The sequence below is a fragment of the Nocardiopsis sp. JB363 genome, from assembly GCF_900143625.1.
Taxonomy (GTDB): Bacteria; Actinomycetota; Actinomycetes; order Streptosporangiales; family Streptosporangiaceae; genus Nocardiopsis.
The window spans coordinates 1-17462 of sequence record NZ_FRFF01000071.1 but is presented as its reverse complement, the minus strand read 5'-3'; the positions used below and the strand labels follow the sequence as shown (position 1 = coordinate 17462).

Sequence of the window (17462 nt, the reverse complement as noted above, 5' to 3'; positions counted from 1 at the left end):
TTCGGGCACGACCGAGCCGGGACACGTCGTCCTGGTGGGCGACGCCCCCATCACGGCCGGTGGCTTCATCGAGCGAAGCTAGCAGTGCTCGCACGAGCCCCGGGCGCACCCCTCGACCACGGGACCTTCGCCCCCGACGCGGTGGGACCAAGGGGCCCCCGACCCCTCGTGATCGGGGTCACCGTGGACGACCGGACCCGGAACCACTCCCCCCGCGCGCGTCGCAGCGTCGACACAGGTCAGAGCGAGCACCCGGGGCGCACTTCACGTTCACGGCGATGCCCGGTGCCCGCGGGGCCGGTGTCGCGCACGACGAGCGCCGTGCGCACCGGGTGCCCCGACGCCCCTCCGCCGAGAAAGGGACACAGTTCACACCCCTGCCGTCCCGGACCGGTCGGCCCTTCCCCACCAGGACATGACGAAGGCCCGGGCCGGTGGGAGTGTGGCCGGCCCGGGCCTCGAAGGAGGGTCCGGGGTGAACCCGTCCTTCTCATCCTCCAGGAGAGGTCTTGTGGGCGACGCGCGAGCGCCGCTCCGGTGCGGTCCCTCAGCCACCGCCCCTGGCGTGGGTCTTGCGTCCACGACGGGAGATCGCGTCCAGGATGACGGCGATGAGCAGCACCGCGGCGGTGATCATGAACCGGACGGAGGTGTCCATCTGCAGCAGGAGCAGCCCCGAGGTGATCGCGCCGAGGACCAGACCGCCCAGCAGCGCCGAGTAGGCGTTGCCGCGCCCACCGAAGAGGCTGGTTCCGCCGATGACGGCCGCGGCGATGGCCATCATCAGCTCCTCGCCACCACCGGTGGACACGCTCGCCGCGAAGTTACGGGAGACGAACATGACACCGCCGATGGCCGCGAGCATCGAAGCGATGCCGAACACCGTGATCCGGACGAAGTCCACCCGGATACCGGCACGCCGTGCCGCCTCGGAGTTACCGCCCACCGCGTAGACCATGCGCCCGTAACGGGTCTTGCGCAGGACCAGGTCGAGGATGACCACGAAACCCACGAAGATCAGAAAGGCCAGCGGCACGCCCTTGTACTGGTTGAGGATCCACACACCGCCCATGAGCGGCAGGGCCAGCAGGAAGGCGCGGAAGAGCACCTCGACGAGCGGCTTGTAGGGCAGGTCCGCCTGTCGACGACGCCGCTCGACCAGCAGGACGGAGACCAGGTACACGATCAACGCCACGGCGACCAGGAACCAGCCCACCACGGGAACGAAGTAGGTCTGGGTCAGCATCGCGATGGGGCCGGTGGCGCTGGTGTTGATGCTGCCGTCGCTGCCCATCAGGTTCAGGTGCAGCCCCTGCCAGCCCAACAGACCGGCGAGGGTGACGACGAAGGCCGGGACGCCCATCTTGGCGAAGATGAAACCGTGGAGCAGACCGACCAGCAGGCCGATGCCCACGGCCACACCGATCGCGATCCACTCCGATACCCCATGGCGGACCGCCAGGACCGCGAGGACACCGGCGGACAGACCCGCGACCGAGCCGATGGACAGGTCGATCTCGCCCAGCAGCAGCACCATGATCACGCCGGTGGTCATCAAACCCACCGCGGCGATCTGGACGGTCAGGTTCGACAGGTTCTGCGGGGACAGGAACCGGTCGTTCATCGACTGGAAGACGATGCCGATCAGGATGAGGCCGACGATGACCGGGGCGGGCCCGAGTTCGCCTCCTTTGAGGCTGCGCTTGACCGCCTCCAACCACCCGCTGGGTGAGGCGACGGTGGCCAGCAACCGAGGGTCACGCCGGGCTCCGGTGTTCTCCCCGTTCACCTCGGCGTCTTCTGTTGCGTGTGTCTGCTGGCTCATTCCTTGTCCTTCGTGGCCGTGGCCGATGAGCCGGTGCGGGTGGAACGGCGGGATACCGGGTTGTCCGAGGCGCCCGTGATGGCGGCCACGATCTCTTCGTAACTCGTCTCCGCGATGGGGAAGTCACCGGCGTCGCGCCCCAGGCGCAGGACCATGGCGCGGTCGGCGACCGCCCGGACATCGGCCATGTTGTGGCTGATCAGGACCACTCCCAGCCCTTGGTCGCGCAGCCGTTCGATGAGGTCGAGCACCTGCGCGGTCTGGGCGACGCCCAGGGCGGCGGTCGGCTCGTCCAGCATGACCACGCGGGGCTGACCCAGGAGGGAACGGGCGATCGCGATGATCTGGCGCTGGCCGCCGGACAGTGCCGCGACGGGGACGCGCAGACTCGGGATGCTCACCGACAGGGAGTCGAGGAGCTCCACGGCGCGGCGCTCCATCTCGACCTCGTCCAGGGTGCCCGGGAAGTGCAGTCGCTCGTTGCCCAGGAAGAGGTTCCCGACGATGTCGAGGTTGTCGCACAGGGCAAGGTCCTGGTAGATGGTGGCGATGCCCAGGCGCTGGGCGTCGGCCGGGGTCCCGATGGTGACCGGCGTTCCGTCCCAGGTCATGACGCCGCCGCTGTCGGCGGGGTGCGCGCCCGAGATGACCTTGACCAGTGTGGACTTGCCCGCGCCGTTGTCACCGAGTAGGGCGACGACCTCTCCGGCACCGACGTGGAAGTCGACCTCGCTGAGGGCGCGTACGGCCCCGAAGGTCTTGGAGATCCCGGATAGTTCCAGGATGGGTGTGCTCATGCTGATTCGTCTCTTCTCTCGTCCCGGCGAGGAGGGCGGGCCTCCTCGCCGGGGCGTCCCCCGAAGGGTCGGCCCCGACGGCACGGGCCCGGGCCGACCCGGATGACCCGGTGCTTAGAGGGCTTCCTTGCAGAAGTCCGTGTCCTCGTAGTCGGAGGTGCAGATCTCCTCGATGCTGTAGAAGCCGTCGGAGACGACCGTGTCGCCGATGTTCTCCTCGGTGACGGAGACGGGCTCCAGCAGGACCGACGGAACCATCTCGCCGTCGGCATCCTCGGTCTCGGTGACCGCGTGCTCGCCCGCTTCCAGTTCCTCACCGGTGGCCAGGGAGACGGCCATGGCGGCGGCGAGCTCGGCCTCGGGCCGGATGGCCTTGTAGACGGTCATGTACTGCTCACCGGAGATGATGCGCTGGATGCCGTGCAGTTCGGCGTCCTGGCCGGTGACCGGGGGCAGGTCCTCCACCGAGACTCCGGCGCTGCGCAGCGCGGAGACGATGCCCGCGGCCATGCCGTCGTTGGCGGAGTACACGCCCACGATCTCGTCCAGTCCCAGGGAGGTGATGGCGCCCTCCATCTGGCTGTTGGCCTCGTCCGGCGACCAGTCGGGGGTGTCGAACTCCTGACCGATCTCCACCTGGTCCTCGAAGATCTCGTGGGCGCCGGCCTTGAAGTCGCCCGCGTTGGGGTCGCTGGGCGAGCCGTTGATCATGACGATGGAACCGTCGCCGGCGGTGCCCTCCTGCTCCAGGGCGCCGATCAGCGCCTCGGCCTGGACCTGGCCGACCCGGACGTTGTCGAAGGAGACGTACATGTCGGCGCCGCCCTGGGCCAGGCGGTCGTAGGCCACGACCGGCACGCCCTGGGACTGGGCCTCGTTGACGGTGCCCGCGGCGGCCTCGGAGTCGACGGCGCCGAGTACGAGCACGTCGACACCGTCGGTCAGCATCGCCTGGGCCTGCGTCTGCTGCTCGTCGACGTCCTGGTCGGCGTTGGCGTAGGAGAACTCGCACTCGGGGCAGAGATCTCCGAGCGCTTCCTCGAAGTAGGGCCGGTCGAAGGCCTCGTATCGGGCGGTCTGGAGTTCGGGCAGGAGGAGTCCGACGTGGAAGCCCTCGTCCAGGGTGTGTTCCTGGGACTCGGTTTCGGCGCCGTCGGTGGTGAGCGAGCCGCAGGCCGAGGTGAGCAGGGCCAGGGCGGCCCCGGCGGCGGCCAGCCCGAGGGCGGCCGTACGTCGGGGGTGGAGGCGTTGTGTGTTCACGACGCGTTACCTCTCAAGGATGCCTGTACGGGGTGGGGGTGGTGCGGGGTGGGAACTCGCGAGTGCTGTTGTGAAGTAGAACCCCGCACAGGCCTTGCCGTCAACTAGTGAACACATAACCGAAACATCACGAGTATTAGCTTCACCACATGAAGACAATAAAAGGGCAGGTCAGAGCCGCTTCGAGGGTATGTGATCATCTGTTACGGCCGACCGGGAACACGACCCGACCGTTCAGGCCGCGACAACGGGCGGCCCCGGGTTCAGGCCAGGGAGTGAGAAGCCATGAGCAGAGCGCCACGAAGCGCCGCGTCGGCGCCCTGGGTACTGGCCACCACCCGAAGATCGGACAGGGCGCTGCCCAGCGTTCCCAGCTCCATGGCCCTGCGCATCGGGTCGAGCAGGAGGTCGCCCGCCGCGGCCAACTCCCCACCGATCACCACCAGCTCCGGGTTGAACAGGTTGGCGATGATCGCCGTTCCCTGCCCCAGAGCCGTCCCGGCCTCGGCGATCACCCTGCGGCTGCCCGGGTCGCCCTCCAACGCGGCGTCCACCACGCCCGCCAGACCCGCGGTCCCGGGGCCGGCGCCACGGAAGGAGTCACGGGGCAGCATGTGCATCAGGTAATCGGTCCCGACGAAGGTCTCCAGGCAGCCGCGGTTACCGCAACGGCACACCTGTCCCCGCTGGTCCAGGCCGATGTGCCCGACCTCGCCCGCGGTTCCACCGGCCCCCCGGAAGAGCTGCCCCGACATGACGATGCCCGCGCCGACCCCCACGTCCAACACGAGCCGGATCACGTGGTCGACGCCCTGGGCCGCGCCCAAGGCGCGCTCGGCCGTCACCGCGAGGTTGGCGTCGTTCTCCACCAGTACGGGCGAACCCAGACGCTCCGACAGGGCCGGCCCCGGCCGGAACCCGGCCCAACGGGGCACGCAGGAGATGTCCCCGACCACCCCGGTGCCCGGGTCGATGGGTGCGGGCACCGAGGCCACGACCGCCCCGACCCGACCCGGATCGATCCGGGCGCGGAGCAGGGTGGTCTCGACCAGCCAGGCCGCCCGGCGCACGGCGCGTTCGGGATCGGTCGTCACCTCGTACTCGATCTCCTCGCCGGCCAGGGGGTTGCCGTCGCTGTCCCCCACGGCCACGGAGATCCGGTCGACCGTGAAGGCGAGGGCCACCACCGTCCCCGGTGGGCGCAGTAGCGTGACGGCACGCGCGCGTCGACCGTTCGAGGAGGTGTTGCGCACCGAGACCGCGCCCGCGGAGCGCAGACCGCGCACGATGTTGGAGACGCTCGCCGCGGACAGCCCGGTGGCACGTGCCAGTTCGGCCTGGGTCCGGGTACCGTCGCGTCGCAGTACCTCGACCACGCGCCGCTCGTTGGCCTGACGCAGCGCTGACTGCGACCCGGGGGTCGTGTCGGCCTCGGTCACCGCGTACCCCTTTGTGGTCGACTGTGCTGGCACTGATGCTCGATCGAATGTTACAAGCCTTAAAAGCGGGCGGGGACGCGTGGCCGCCCGCCCACACGGGGAGTCGAGGGACCGGTACATGGTTCGGGTGCGGACGGACGAGGTGGAGTGGGCCGCTCGGGTGGCACGGAGGGTGTCGGTGGTGCCACGACACGGACATCGGGTACGCGTGGTGTCGGTGGAGGGGCGTTCGGGTTCGGGCAAGAGCACGGTGGCCGAACGGGTGCGGAGCGAACTGGTCGCACTCGGAGAACCGGTGGCGACGCTGACGATGGAGGACCTCTACCCGGGCTGGGAGGGGCTCGCACGGGCTCCCGAACTGCTGCGGACCTGGGTGTTGGGGCCCCTCGCCGAGGGGCGGACGGCCGCATGGCGGCGCTATGACTGGGAGAGCGGCGCCTTCGAGGAAGGGTGGCGAACCCTGCCCGAGGACCTGGGTGCGGGCGGGACCCTGCTCGTGGAGGGGTGCGGTTCCGGAGCGGGCGCCGTGCGCGGGTGGAGCGACGTCCTGGTGTGGGTCTCGGCCCCCGACCACGTGCGCCGGGCCCGGTTGGACGCTCGGGAGGACGCCGACCTGTACGCGCCCTTCCGGAAGGCGTGGGCCCGCCAGGAGGAGGCGTTGTACTCGCTCGACCACCCGCGCGAACGTGCCGACCTGGTGGTCGACAACCCGTGACCGTCACACCGCCGGTGATGCGTTCCGGGCCCCGGGGACACGACACCCTCCGGCCGAAAGGGGCCTGGTGTGCTCGGATCAGCGCGAGGCGGCGGGCCCGGAACAGATCTGCCGCGCCCGTGCCAGGTCCTGGTCCATCATCCGTAGGCCCCGCTCGTAGTGCTGCCCCATCGACGACTTCTGTTTCTCCAGGTTCTGATCCTTGGAGTGGGATCGGAACTCCATCCCCACCCAGCCCGCCAGCAGCAGCACGAACAGCACGCACGACAGGACCCCGAGCGCGATGGCGGGGCCCACACCCGTGGCGGCTCCCGACACGCAGGAGACCAGGGAGAACGTCAACGCCAACGTCACGAGCCACAGCATGCCCATCCGCGCGGCCTTCCTATCGCCCTGTCCCGAGGACGCGGACCGGTGCGCGGCGAGATCCCCCTCCCAGCGGTGACGCTCGGCGGCCAGGTGCACCACCGTGCTCGCGGAGCCGTGGACCGCGGCGCCCGCACCGGCACGGTCCGCACCCGGGCTCGCCTCCACCCGGGACCAGAGCACCCTGAACCATTCCCGAGCCCAGGGTCTCGACCCGGGATCCGGTGCGACGAGCGCCGTGGGGTGCAACAGGAACACCAGAGTCAGTGCGGGATCGATCTGGGAGCGGATACTCCCCCAGCCGGTGAGTCCCTCGGTGAGTTCACGGAGGAAGTGCGTGCCCGCACGCTCGGCCCGTGCCAGCTCCTCGGCCAGCGAGCGCAGCCGGTCGGAGTCCTCGCCTTCGTGCCGCGCCATCACGCGCAGCACCTCGGGTCTGGCCAGCAGGAGCAGTTCGTTGTCGGTCGGGTCGCCGGTGCCCAGGGGCCGGGGGTCGTGGAAGAGCACGGAAAGTCCGGTGACGGACGCGTCGTGGTCACGGAAGCGTGGCGGCAGTGCCGGGTTCGCCTCCGCGATGAAGGTGGCCAGGGCGAGGTTGACGTCGCGGATCTCCCGACGGAACAGGGCACGGTCGACCTCGGTGTCACTCAGGTCCTCCATCACCCAGGACCCCAGGGTCGCGAACTCCGCACGGTCGGCGAAGATCCGCAGCGCCTCCGGCCAGTGCCGTTGGAAGGCGGCGGCCAGATCCGCCACATTCGTGAAACGGGTACCGGCGAAGTGGTACGGAGGAACGTCCCCGCCGATGGAACGTTCCGGCCCCGCCTGGTCCTCGGGCACCCCCCACGAACCGGCCGAGTGCGTACCCGCCGGATGTGCGCCGGGAAGGGCCGAAGCGTCCTTCGGCGGCTGCTCCACCGGCGTGGTCCGAACGGGGGCGGTGCCCTCCACCAGGTGCCGCAGCAGAGTCCGCGCGTCGGGCCGGTCCTCGGGTTTCTTGGCCAGGCAGGCCAGGATGATCTCCAACAGCGGCCCGGACAGATCGCCGGTGTCGGGCTTCCCTCCCAGAACCCGCGCGATGCGGGCGGCCTGGCTGGGCCCGGGGAACGCGTCCTTGCCGGTGGCGGCGAAGACCATCACCGCGGCCCAGGAGAACACGTCCACCGAGGTACCGATGCGTGTGCCCTCCAACTGCTCGGGGGCCATGTACCCGACCGTCCCGACGATGCCGCTGGCGGTCACCGACGTGGCCTCGATGGCCCGCGCGATACCGAAGTCGATCACCCGCGGCCCGTCCGACCCCAGCATGATGTTGTCCGGCTTCAGGTCCCGATGCACCACACCGGCGGCGTGGATCGCCGCCAACGCCGTCGCCGAGGACACCGCCAACCGCCGCATGTCGCCACCGGTACGGGGGCCGTTCTCGGTGACCGCCTGTTGCAGGGTGGGGCCGTCGATGTACTCGGACGCGATCCAGGGTCGGTCCGCGTCGGGGTCGGCGTCGAGGATCTCGGCGACATAGGAACCACCGACGCTGCGCGCCCGCTCCACCTCCGCGGCGAAGCGCCGCCGCATGTTCTGGTCATCGGACCAGGTCGCGTGCAGCAGTTTGACCGCCGCGCGGGTCCCGTCCTCGGCCTCACCGAGGAGGACCTCACCGAATCCACCTATGCCCAGCCTTCTGACCAGCCGGTATCGGCCGACCGTGCGTCCGGGGCCGACCTTCTCCGTGGCCTCGCTCACGAAGCAGCCTCTCTTGGGTCGTGCGTTCGGGGGTAGCCGCGCTCGGGGGTCGCGCGGACGAGCTCGCCCGGGCGAACCGCCGAAATCAGCATTCGCTCATCCGGGACACGAGCCGATGTGCAGTTCCTACAGTACGTGCGGACGAAACGATCGGGTCAGCCGGAGGTGATCCGCCGGGCACGTTCCAGGTCGGAGCGGATCCGGCTCACCCCGTGGTTCAGCTGGGGCAGCTGCTGGCGGGAGTGCTGGAGTTCCATGACCCGTTGGGCCCGACGGGCCGCGCCACCGCACATCACCCAGTTGGTGACGCTCACGCCGACCGCGCCCACCAAGGCGAGCACGCCGAGCCCGAACAGGAACTCGGCGAACCCTCCCCCATCGGCCAACCCGAGTACGAAACCGACCGGCAGGGCCACGATTCCGTACTTGCACGCCTGTGCCGCCCTGTGCATCCGCTGCTGGAACGTCACCTTGTCCTCAAGGGCCTCGTGTGCCCCGGAGACCTCCGAGTGGCGCCCCTCCCAGTAGTGGCGCTGGCGGGACAGTGCCTGGACGGTGGGCATGGCGGCGTGGACGGCGGCGGCGTACCCGGCGGAGTCGGGGAGTTCCGCGCCGATCACGGACCGCCACAGGATGTCCACCCAGTCCGCCACCGCGCTGTCGCGGCCGTCACCGGGCGGGGTCATCTGGTCGGGGGTGAGGAGGAAGGCCATGACCAGCGCCGGGTTGACCGTGACCCTGGTCGATCGCCAGCCCTCCAGTTCTTCGGCCAGGCGGGCGCACAAGGCGTTGCCGGCTCGTTCGGCCCCGTCCAGGTTCTCGGCCAGGCGGTGGTGCGCCCCTGGTTCGGGACTCTGATGCGCGCCGAGGATCCGTAGGAGCTCGGGGCGGGCCAGGAGGACCATCTCGTTGGCCCGCGGGGCTCCGGTGAGCAGCGGGCGCGGGTCGGCGAACAGGGACCGCAGGTCGCTCATGGCGACGGCCCGCCCGCGAAAGACCGGGGGCAGGTCGGGGCGCAGCTGTGAGATGAAGGAGGCCACGGCCAGGTTGGCGTCGCCCACCTGACGGCGGAACAGGGATCGGTCGATGGTGGTGTCGCCCAGGTCGTTCATGATCCAGGCGCCCAGGACGGAGCGTTCCGCCGGGTCGTTGAAGACCTGGACCGCGGCGGACCAGTCGCGCTGCATGGTCTCGGCCAGCGTGCCCGCGTCCTGGAAGCGGGCGCCGGCGAAGTGGTACGGGGGGACCAGGCCCGAGGGCGCCGGCGTGCTCGGGGCCCCGAACGGGGCGCCCTGGTTCTGAGGATGGACCATCGGGCCCTGGGCTTGCGCGGCGGAGAAGGACGCGCCCACCGGGTACGGGCCGGACTCCGCGGTCCGCCCGTGGGGCGGGGCCGGCGATGGCCGCCCCGGTGGGGTCGTGGCCGGTGACCGGCCCACGGCCGCACCCGGGCCCGCCGTTCCACCCGGGTCCACGCCCGCGACCCGGGTCGGGTCGACCCGGGCCACTCGGGTGGGGTCGACCGGCACGACGCCGGCGGGCGGATGCTCGGCCACGCGGGTCCGGTCCACCCCGACGCGGGTCATCGCGTCCGGTGCGGGCGTGACCGTGGTCGCGTCCGGGGCCTCCACCGCGGCGGGTGGCGTGGATACCGGTCGGGCTCCGGTGGGTGTGCTTCCACCGGCCGGGCCCGCGATCAGGTGCCGCAACAGGGTGGAGGCGTCCGGGCGGGCGTCGGCGTCCTTGTTCAGGCAACCGGCGAGAACGCCCACCAGGGGACCCTCCACGCCCTCCAGGTCCGGTGTGCCTGCGAGGATGCGTGCGATGCGGGCAGCCTGGGTGGGTGCCGGGAACGCCTCCCGGCCGGTGGCGGCGAACACCATCACCGCGGCCCAGGAGAACACGTCGACGGCCGCGGTCAGGCGGGCACCCTCCAACTGTTCGGGTGCCATGTAGCCGATGGTGCCGACCACGCCGCTGGCGGTCACCGAGGTGGCCTCCACCGCTCGCGCGATACCGAAGTCGATCACCCGGGGCCCGTCCGACGCCAGCATGATGTTGTCCGGTTTCAGGTCCCGATGCACCACACCGGCGGCGTGGATGGCCGCCAACGCCGTCGCCGTGGACACCGCCAACCGCTGCAACTCGCTGCCGGAGCGGGGCCCCTCGGTCTGCACGGAGTCCTGAAGCGTCGGTCCGTCGATGTACTCGGAGGCGATCCAGGGCTGCTCGGCCTCCAGGTCGGCGTCCAGGATCCGCGCCACGCAGAATTCGCTCACCCGGCGCGCCTGCTCCACCTCCGCGGCGAAGCGCCGCCGCATGTCCTGGTCGCCGGACCAACTGACGTGCAGCAGCTTGACCGCCGCACGACCGCCGTCCTCGGCCTCGCCGAGGAACACCTCACCGAATCCACCGCGTCCAAGGGACCTCAGCAGCCGGTAACCACCGATCACGCGTTCGTGCGCGTCCTGGTTCCGGGGGTCGTCCACAGCCTGCCCCGTCTCTTGCTCGTCGTGTCTCCCACAGGCCCCGCGGGGCCTCCCCCGTCAGGGTGTCACAAAGGTGGGACCGTGCATGCCCCGCCCGGGTTCCCTCCGGAGCCCGAATCGATGTCGGGACGTTACCGGCGCCCGGAGTGGTCTCCGCGCAGGACCCGTTCCACCAGGTCGTCCCGGAGGGTGCCGTAACCGGTGGCCGCCCACACGCTCTGCTCCGCCGGCACCTCGTAGTAAGGGATCTCCTCCCCGTCGTGCGGGGCGGGCAGCACCGTGGGACGGACCCGGCCGCGTACGGCGCGGGCGCACTCGGCGCACAGGGGCACCCGGATGGTACGGGAGCCGCCGAATTCACGCCACTGGGTCGGTTTGGTCTCGGTGCCGTGCAGCGGATTGGCGTAACAGGGCCTGCGCGGGCTTCGCCGCCCCACCAGGGCGTCCTCGGACAGATCCAAGAGGACGAGTACACCCACCGCGTCGGGCAGGGTGGGGCCTTCGGCGACCATGCGGTCGTGGACCCGGGCGGCGGCGTCGCGGGCGTCCAGGGCCCGGGACAGGTCCTGTGGGTCGACCCGGTCGGCGGCTTGGAGGCGCTCCCCCAGTTCGATGAGGTCGCGTGCCCCGTTCTCGACGACGGACTCCAGGCGGGCACGGTCGGCGTTGTCGAACGCGGCGTGCTGGGCGACGGGCGTGGCCGAACGCCGCCGCGTCCGGACCAGGAACAGGGAGATCCCGAACCCGACCAGCCCCACCAGGACGACCAGGCCCACGTTTCGCAGAACGGGGTTCATGGGCGTAGTGGGGGCGGAGTCATCGCTCGTGCCGCGTTCCTCTTGGTAGTCGGCCATGGCGGCCTCGTAGGCGGCTTCGGGGTCCTCCGACAGGGCCGCCTCGACCGCGGCGTCCACCTCGGTGGGGATGAGGCTCTGGCCGCCCATGGTCTCGTAGCTCGCGGCGAGCGCCCCGTGGAAGGCGGGCTTGGTCCAGTCGTCCGAGGCGGTGCCCAGGTCGTGGCCGTCCAGACCGCCCGAACTGTTGTAGATCAGGTAGTGGCCCTCTCCGCCGCCCGTGCGGTCGTGCACGGCCGAGGCCACGGCCTCGCTCTCACCGTTCCAGGTGTCGCCCTCGGTGAGCGGGACGACGATGACGTACAGGTCGAGATCGCTCTCGCCGATCCGTTCGGCGACACGTTCGCGCGCCTCGACGGCGAAGGCGTCCTCGTAGGCGGGGTCGACGTGGACGGGCGACTCCCCCAGGCTCTCGGCGATGGCCTCCGCCGGGGTCGCCTCGCTCTCGGCGGCCCCCTCGGTGGTGTCGGCCAGGGCCGCCGGGGCGAAGGCCGCCGAAACGGCCAGGACCAGAGCGGGGACCGATGCGCGGAGCATCACCCACGGGCTCCGGCGAGGGGTGCGCGATTCAGTGGACACGGTTCTCCTCAAGTAGCCGTCCGATCATCCGAACGGGCTTGTGCACGCCGAAGGCGTGGCTGATCCACGGGTCCTTCGACGACTTCCGGTAGGAGTGCGCCGTGGTCGTGGTGCGCAGTTTCAGGACCCTCGCGAGGCGCTCGTCCTCCGAGAGTCGGGCGCAGGACGAGCACAGGTACCCGCTGCCGCCCGCCGCACGGGTGGCGTAGCTCTGCGTGGAGAACGGATGCAGCGGGTTGACCACGCAGGGACCGGTGGCCGCGTCCGGGCGCTCGGCGACGGCCCGGACCCTGCGGCCCAACACCACGACACCCAACAGGTCGAGTGTTGCGAGGTCACGATCGGCGAGCAGGAGCACCGCTTCCGCCTGTCGCATGAACTTCTCCGGGATGGCCTCCGGGTCCCGGTCGAGCAGCTCGCGCACTCGGTCGGCCTCCCCGGAGGCCATCCGGCGCAACCGGTTCGGTCCCATCACGGTGATCAGAGAACCCTCGCCGGTCCGCTTCCTCAGGTACAGGGTCAGGTAGCTCAGGCCGATGACGAGGCCGGCCAGGAGTGGTCCCAAGAGCAGCACGCCGGGGACGAACCCCTCCCCTCCCCAGAAGCGTTCGGCGCGCGGCTCGGGCAGGTTCGGCTCACGGTCGGTGAAGAGCGGCTCGAACCCGTCGCCGGGGGTGAAGTCCACTTCGGCCAGCTCCGTGACGGCCTGTTCCACTATCGCCGGCAGGGACGATTCCTCTATTCGACTCATCGGCGACCACAGCGCGTACGGGTCGACGTCCAGTCCGCTCACCGCGGCCCCGACGTCGGGGGTGTGGGTTCCGGGGCCGACGACCAGGTAGACGCCGTCCCGTTCGGCCACCGAGGCCAGGGCCGCCGCGAGAACCTCGGCCTGGCCCTCGACCTCGTCATCGGTCGCCAGTGGCACCACGGCCACGTGGACGGGGACAGGGGCGTCGGTGAGCGTCTCTCGGACCTCCGCCAAGCCCTCTCGGGACAGCGACGACAACGGGTCGACGTACAGGGGGTCCTCGGTGAGCTCCGCGGCCAGACGCTCGGCCCGGTCGGTGGTGACCACGTAGGGGGCCTCCAGGCGGGCCAGTTCCTCGGGGTCGGCGACCTCCGAACCGCCGACCGGCGCGCTCATCGTGTACACGTGGGCGCCCGCCACCACGGAACCGGCGGTCGCCAACGTGACCGCCACGGCGACGACGGGGAGCACGCGCCGGCCGCGTCGCACCCCTCGCCAGGCGATCCACCCCCCGATGATCACCAGAGCCCCACCCGTGGTCCCCACCAACAGCCCGAGGTTGTTGGGCCCGTTGAAGCTGTTCGGGTCGATCTCACCCAGGAAACCCTCGGGTCGACGTTCCAGCTCGACCGCGGGTGGTTCCTCCCCGGCCAATCCGGCCGCCACGAGCGACGCCACGTCCTGGGCCGGCGCGCTGTAGGCCTCCGCGTCGCGCACCGCTTCCCGGGCGCCGTCCACCGACAGGTCCGCCCCGTACACCTGCAACTCGGTGTACATGCCCTTCGGCGGCAGGAGCACGTAGACGCCGTCGGCGCCGAGTCGGTCGTGCACGGCGGGCATGATCTCGTCCATGCCACCGGGCGTGCCGGCACCGACGAACGGGGAGACCACCACGTGGTAGGGCACGTTCAGGGGTGCGAAGGCCGCGTGCAGCTCCTCGGCCAGTTCCGCGTGCTGCGTCACACCGCCCACCGCGTCGTCCACCACCACCGCCGCGCCCTCGGGCTGTTCGGACAGCAGTTCGGTGTAGTGCTCCGCGACGGTGGGCGGATTCTCCCGCCCCTCGGCCGGGCCGGGCTCGGGTTCGGCCATGGCGGCGGGTGCTGCCGCGAAAAGGACGAACAGCGCGCCCGCCAGCAGGGCCGGGATTCGGGGAAGGCAGGGGAGGGACCGAGAGGCCCGTGGGGACGCAGGCATGCGCCGATAATAGCCCTCGCGCCTCCGGCCAGAGCAATCCTGCCTGGTCAACGCCGGTGCTCGCCTCGAAGAATCCGCTCTACGAGGTCATCGCGCAACGCCCCGTAACCGGTGGCCGCCCACACGCTCTCCTCGGCGGGCACCTCGTAGTAGGGCACCTCCCGCCCCTGGTTCCGGGCGGCCAGCACCGTGGGTCGGACCCGATCCCGGACGGCCTTGGCGCACACGGCGCACAAGGGCACCCGCATATCGGCTGACCCACCGAACTCCCGCCAACGCGTCACCTTGACGTCGGTCCCGTGCAGGGGATTGGCGTAACAGTGCGAACGCACGCGCGCCGAGCCGCGCTTCTGAGCGGGGAGCACGGCCCGGGCCAGGTGGTCCTCCGCCATGTCCAACAGCACGAGCACGCCGGCGATGTCCTCCATCGCTCCCTCGTCGGGAAGCCCGTCGTGGACGTTGCGGGCCGCCGCGTGCGCGTCCAGGGCCCGGCCCATCGCCTCGGTCGCCTCTGGGTCGTCGGGGCGGGTCCGCGCCGAACCGACGCGCTCGCCGAGCTCCACCAGCTCCCGCTCCGCCTTGCGCACCAACTCACCCCGCCGGGCCAGGCCGGCGTTGTCGAAGGCGGCGTGCTGGGGCACGGTGGGCACGGCGCGGGGCCTGCGCCACCGGTACACCCCGAAGCCGAGTCCGACCAGGGCGAGCACGGCCACGACCCAGGGCAGGATCGTGACCGCCGAGTAACCCCCGGGGCCGAGGGAGTAGAACCAGTCGGTCAGCCCCTTCTCCTCGGACGCCACGGCCTCGTCGTAGAGCACCTTGGGTTCGTCGGTCAGCGCGATCTCCACCGCCCGATCCAACTTGTCCACGGCCCGGTCGTCGTATTCGAGTTCGTAGGAGACGGTGAGGGCGGAGTAGAAGGCGCGCGAGTCGTCATCCGCACCGCCCGTCTCGAAGTCGTGGCCCGAGACGGTCCGGCCGTCCATCACCAGGTAGTGCCCCTCGCCACCGATCCGGTCGTGCACCGCCGCGACCATCTGTTCCGCGTCGCCGGACCAGTCGCCGCCTTCGATCAACGGCACGGCCAGCACCCGGAGCGGAACCTCGGAACCATTGATCTGGTCCTCCAGCGCGTCCGCCCGTTCCTCGGGCAGGGCGGAAGAGAAGGAGGGATCGACGTGGACCGGTGAGGCCTCCAGCTCGGCCACGATCCGTTCGGTCGGGCTCACCGTCTCCGTCTCGGTGTCGGCCGTGGCCGCCCCGGGGAAGGCGGTCACGAAGAACACGGTCAGGAGCGCGCCCGCGACCGCGGTCGGACGGCCTCTCACCGTTCGGTGGTCAGTGGACATCGGTCTCCTTCAGCAGGTTTTCCACGTCGAGTCGGTACTTGGTCCCGAAGCCGTTCCGGTTCCACTCCCGGTCCAGGTCCAGGTACGGGACACGGCCGCCGCCCGGGCCGGTGACCCGGAGGGTGCGGCCACGTCGGCGGGACTCCGGTAGGGCGGAACAGGACGCGCAGACGGGTTGTGGAAGCACCACCTGCCGTTTCCCCTTCTTCTTGCGCACCGCCCTTTGCCGCACGGACGCCCCGTGCAGGGGGTCGACCGCGCACACGGGTTCGTCGGCCAGGGCCGCGGTCTCCGGGTCCGGGTCGAGGCGAAGGACGGTCCGGTCGGCCAGCACCGTGACCCCGACGAGGTCGAGTTCGTCCGGGTGGGCGGCCAGAACGGTCAGGGCCGTGTCGGACTCGCGCAGGGCATCGTCGCGTCCGGGGTGGTCGGCCGGGGCCGCCTGGAGCGCCTTGGCCATGCGGCGTACCGCGCGGTCGGCGCGAGGTCGCAGTGCGCGGCCGGGGGCGACCCGCATCCGGTGCACCAGACCGTTCGCACCCCACACGATGGCGAGGAGCACGCCGGCGACGATCGGCCCGATCAGGAACATCGACTCGAAGAAGTCACCGGAGAAGAACCGGGACAGACGCGAGGATTCCGAGTCCGGGTTCGCCCGGGACTCCACCGTGTAGGGCACCTCCGAAGCCCCCGGGGCCGCGACCACGTCCTGTTCCACGACGTCCAGCAAGCCGTCCAGGGACTCCGCCGCCGTGGAATCGTCGAGGTATCCGGTGAGCCCCTCCAGGTGCGCGTGGTCGCGCTCACCGTCCGCGTAGTCCACGCCGAAGCGGGCCGTGTCCACCTCGACCGACTCCCCCGCCCGGCCGTGCACGATGACGTAGAACCCGTCCTCGTCCATGACGTGGTGCAGGGCGTGCGCGAAGATCTCCCCGTCGCCGCCCGACTCGTCGTGCGGGTTCATCGGCAACACCGCGACGTAGGCCGGGACGTCCTCGGGGAGTTCGCGCTCCGAGATCCGATCCAGTCCCTCGGTGTCCACCTCCGTCTGCGGGTCGACGTAGAAGGGGTCCTCGCGCAGCGCCTCGGCGACGCGCTCCACACGGACGGTGTCGACGACGTAGGGCGCCGTCTCCGGTGGTACGGGGGCGACCTTCTCGACGTCCTCGGGCAGGGTCCCCCGGTCGAGGTGGACCAGGGACGCGGCCACGACCACGACACCGGTGACGGTGGCCAGGACCATGCCCGCCGTCAGTGCGCGGTCGCCGCGGAGCCTGCCGGGGTGACCCGCCTCCATGGCGTTCCGGCGGCGGCCCGAGCGCACCGACCCGAACACCAGGGCCAGGGTGATGGTCGCCCCCACGGTGAGGGCGGTGGCCTCACCGAGTCGTTCCGGACTGTCGTGGGACTCCATACGCAGCGGGCGCAGGTACGACTCCGCCCACCAATAGAGCGGTCCGAGTCGCTGCCAGGGCGAACCCCACCTTTCCTCGAACCTCTCATCGAGGTCGGGGGCGACCAGGGTCCGCGCGAAGAGTTCGGCGCCGGCGTCGATGGGCAGGTAGGTGACGAGGTTCTCCTCGGCCAGGAGCACCCTGTTGGCCTTCTCCACCGGCAGACCCACGTCCTTGGCCACCGCGGTCACCTCGGCCGACCCCGGTCGCAGGTAGACGTACAGGCCGGGCCGGCCGACACGGTCCTGCACCGCGGCCAGGAAGTCCATGGGCATGGTGGAGTGTCCCGGCAGGGCGCCGGCCACGACGTAGTACGGAACGTCCAGCGGGGCGAAGGCCTCGTGCAGGTCCGTCTCCAGTTCGTCCAGGTCGTAGAGGCCGGAGATCGAGTCGTCGACGATGACCGCCTCGCCCTCGGGCTCCTCGGTCAACAGGCCCGCGTAGTACTCGGCCGCCCCCACACGGTCCTCGACGGACCCCTCCGTGTCGGCTTGAGCCGGCGCGACGCCCAGCAGTACGAGGAGGGCCAGCAACGACGCCGAGACGAACCTTGGCGCGGCACGGGACGCGCTGGGGTGGTGGGGCAACATCCGGTCATCCTGTCTCGGCTCGCCGCCGGGTTCTTCGGGAGATGGGGAGGGTGG

General features: G+C 70.9%; 11 protein-coding genes. 1 reads left to right on the top strand and 10 read right to left on the bottom strand.

The window, feature by feature from the left end; translation table 11 throughout:
- Window positions 1–547 precede the first annotated feature (547 nt).
- The 4 genes from BQ8420_RS10660 to BQ8420_RS10645 all read right to left on the bottom strand — a co-directional run bounded on the left by BQ8420_RS10660 (window position 548) and on the right by BQ8420_RS10645 (window position 5321).
- Entirely contained in the window at window positions 548–1825 is a 1278-nt protein-coding gene (locus BQ8420_RS10660) for a sugar ABC transporter permease (protein ID WP_087097889.1), read from the bottom strand.
- The gene (locus tag BQ8420_RS10655) at window positions 1822–2622 is read right to left on the bottom strand and encodes an ATP-binding cassette domain-containing protein (protein ID WP_087097887.1); all 801 of its coding nucleotides are present in this window, start codon (window positions 2620–2622) and stop codon (window positions 1822–1824) included. The genes BQ8420_RS10660 and BQ8420_RS10655 overlap by 4 nt, the downstream gene beginning before the upstream one ends.
- Window positions 2623–2736: 114 nt before the next feature.
- Window positions 2737–3882, bottom strand: coding sequence for a sugar ABC transporter substrate-binding protein (locus BQ8420_RS10650; protein WP_087097884.1), 1146 nt, complete (start codon window positions 3880–3882; stop codon window positions 2737–2739).
- A gap of 263 nt (window positions 3883–4145) precedes the next feature.
- The gene (locus BQ8420_RS10645) at window positions 4146–5321 is read right to left on the bottom strand and encodes an ROK family transcriptional regulator (protein ID WP_087097881.1); all 1176 of its coding nucleotides are present in this window, start codon (window positions 5319–5321) and stop codon (window positions 4146–4148) included.
- 118 nt (window positions 5322–5439) lie between these two features.
- Between BQ8420_RS10645 and BQ8420_RS10640 the strand changes: the two genes are divergently transcribed.
- Window positions 5440–6036: a uridine kinase gene (locus BQ8420_RS10640; protein ID WP_087097879.1), complete on the top strand. Its 597-nt coding sequence runs from the start codon at window positions 5440–5442 to the stop codon at window positions 6034–6036.
- 78 nt (window positions 6037–6114) lie between these two features.
- Here BQ8420_RS10640 and BQ8420_RS10635 read toward each other — a convergent pair whose 3' ends face one another.
- The 6 genes from BQ8420_RS10635 to BQ8420_RS10610 form a co-directional block, all read right to left on the bottom strand.
- Window positions 6115–8145, bottom strand: a complete 2031-nt coding sequence (locus BQ8420_RS10635) for a serine/threonine-protein kinase (protein ID WP_087097877.1) — start codon at window positions 8143–8145, stop codon at window positions 6115–6117.
- A gap of 155 nt (window positions 8146–8300) precedes the next feature.
- Window positions 8301–10634, bottom strand: a complete 2334-nt coding sequence (locus tag BQ8420_RS10630) for a serine/threonine-protein kinase (RefSeq protein ID WP_087097875.1) — start codon at window positions 10632–10634, stop codon at window positions 8301–8303.
- A 131-nt stretch (window positions 10635–10765) separates the two neighbouring features.
- Entirely contained in the window at window positions 10766–12067 is a 1302-nt protein-coding gene (locus BQ8420_RS10625) for a hypothetical protein (protein ID WP_235006053.1), read from the bottom strand.
- Window positions 12057–14015, bottom strand: coding sequence for a hypothetical protein (locus BQ8420_RS10620; RefSeq protein WP_143847196.1), 1959 nt, complete (start codon window positions 14013–14015; stop codon window positions 12057–12059). The genes BQ8420_RS10625 and BQ8420_RS10620 overlap by 11 nt, the downstream gene beginning before the upstream one ends.
- Before the next feature lie 47 nt (window positions 14016–14062).
- Window positions 14063–15364: a hypothetical protein gene (locus BQ8420_RS10615; RefSeq protein ID WP_087097868.1), complete on the bottom strand. Its 1302-nt coding sequence runs from the start codon at window positions 15362–15364 to the stop codon at window positions 14063–14065.
- A complete protein-coding gene (locus BQ8420_RS10610; RefSeq protein ID WP_087097866.1) occupies window positions 15354–17408 on the bottom strand; it encodes a hypothetical protein in 2055 nt (684 codons plus the stop codon). Before BQ8420_RS10610 ends, BQ8420_RS10615 begins: the two co-directional genes overlap by 11 nt.
- Window positions 17409–17462: the final 54 nt, after the last annotated feature.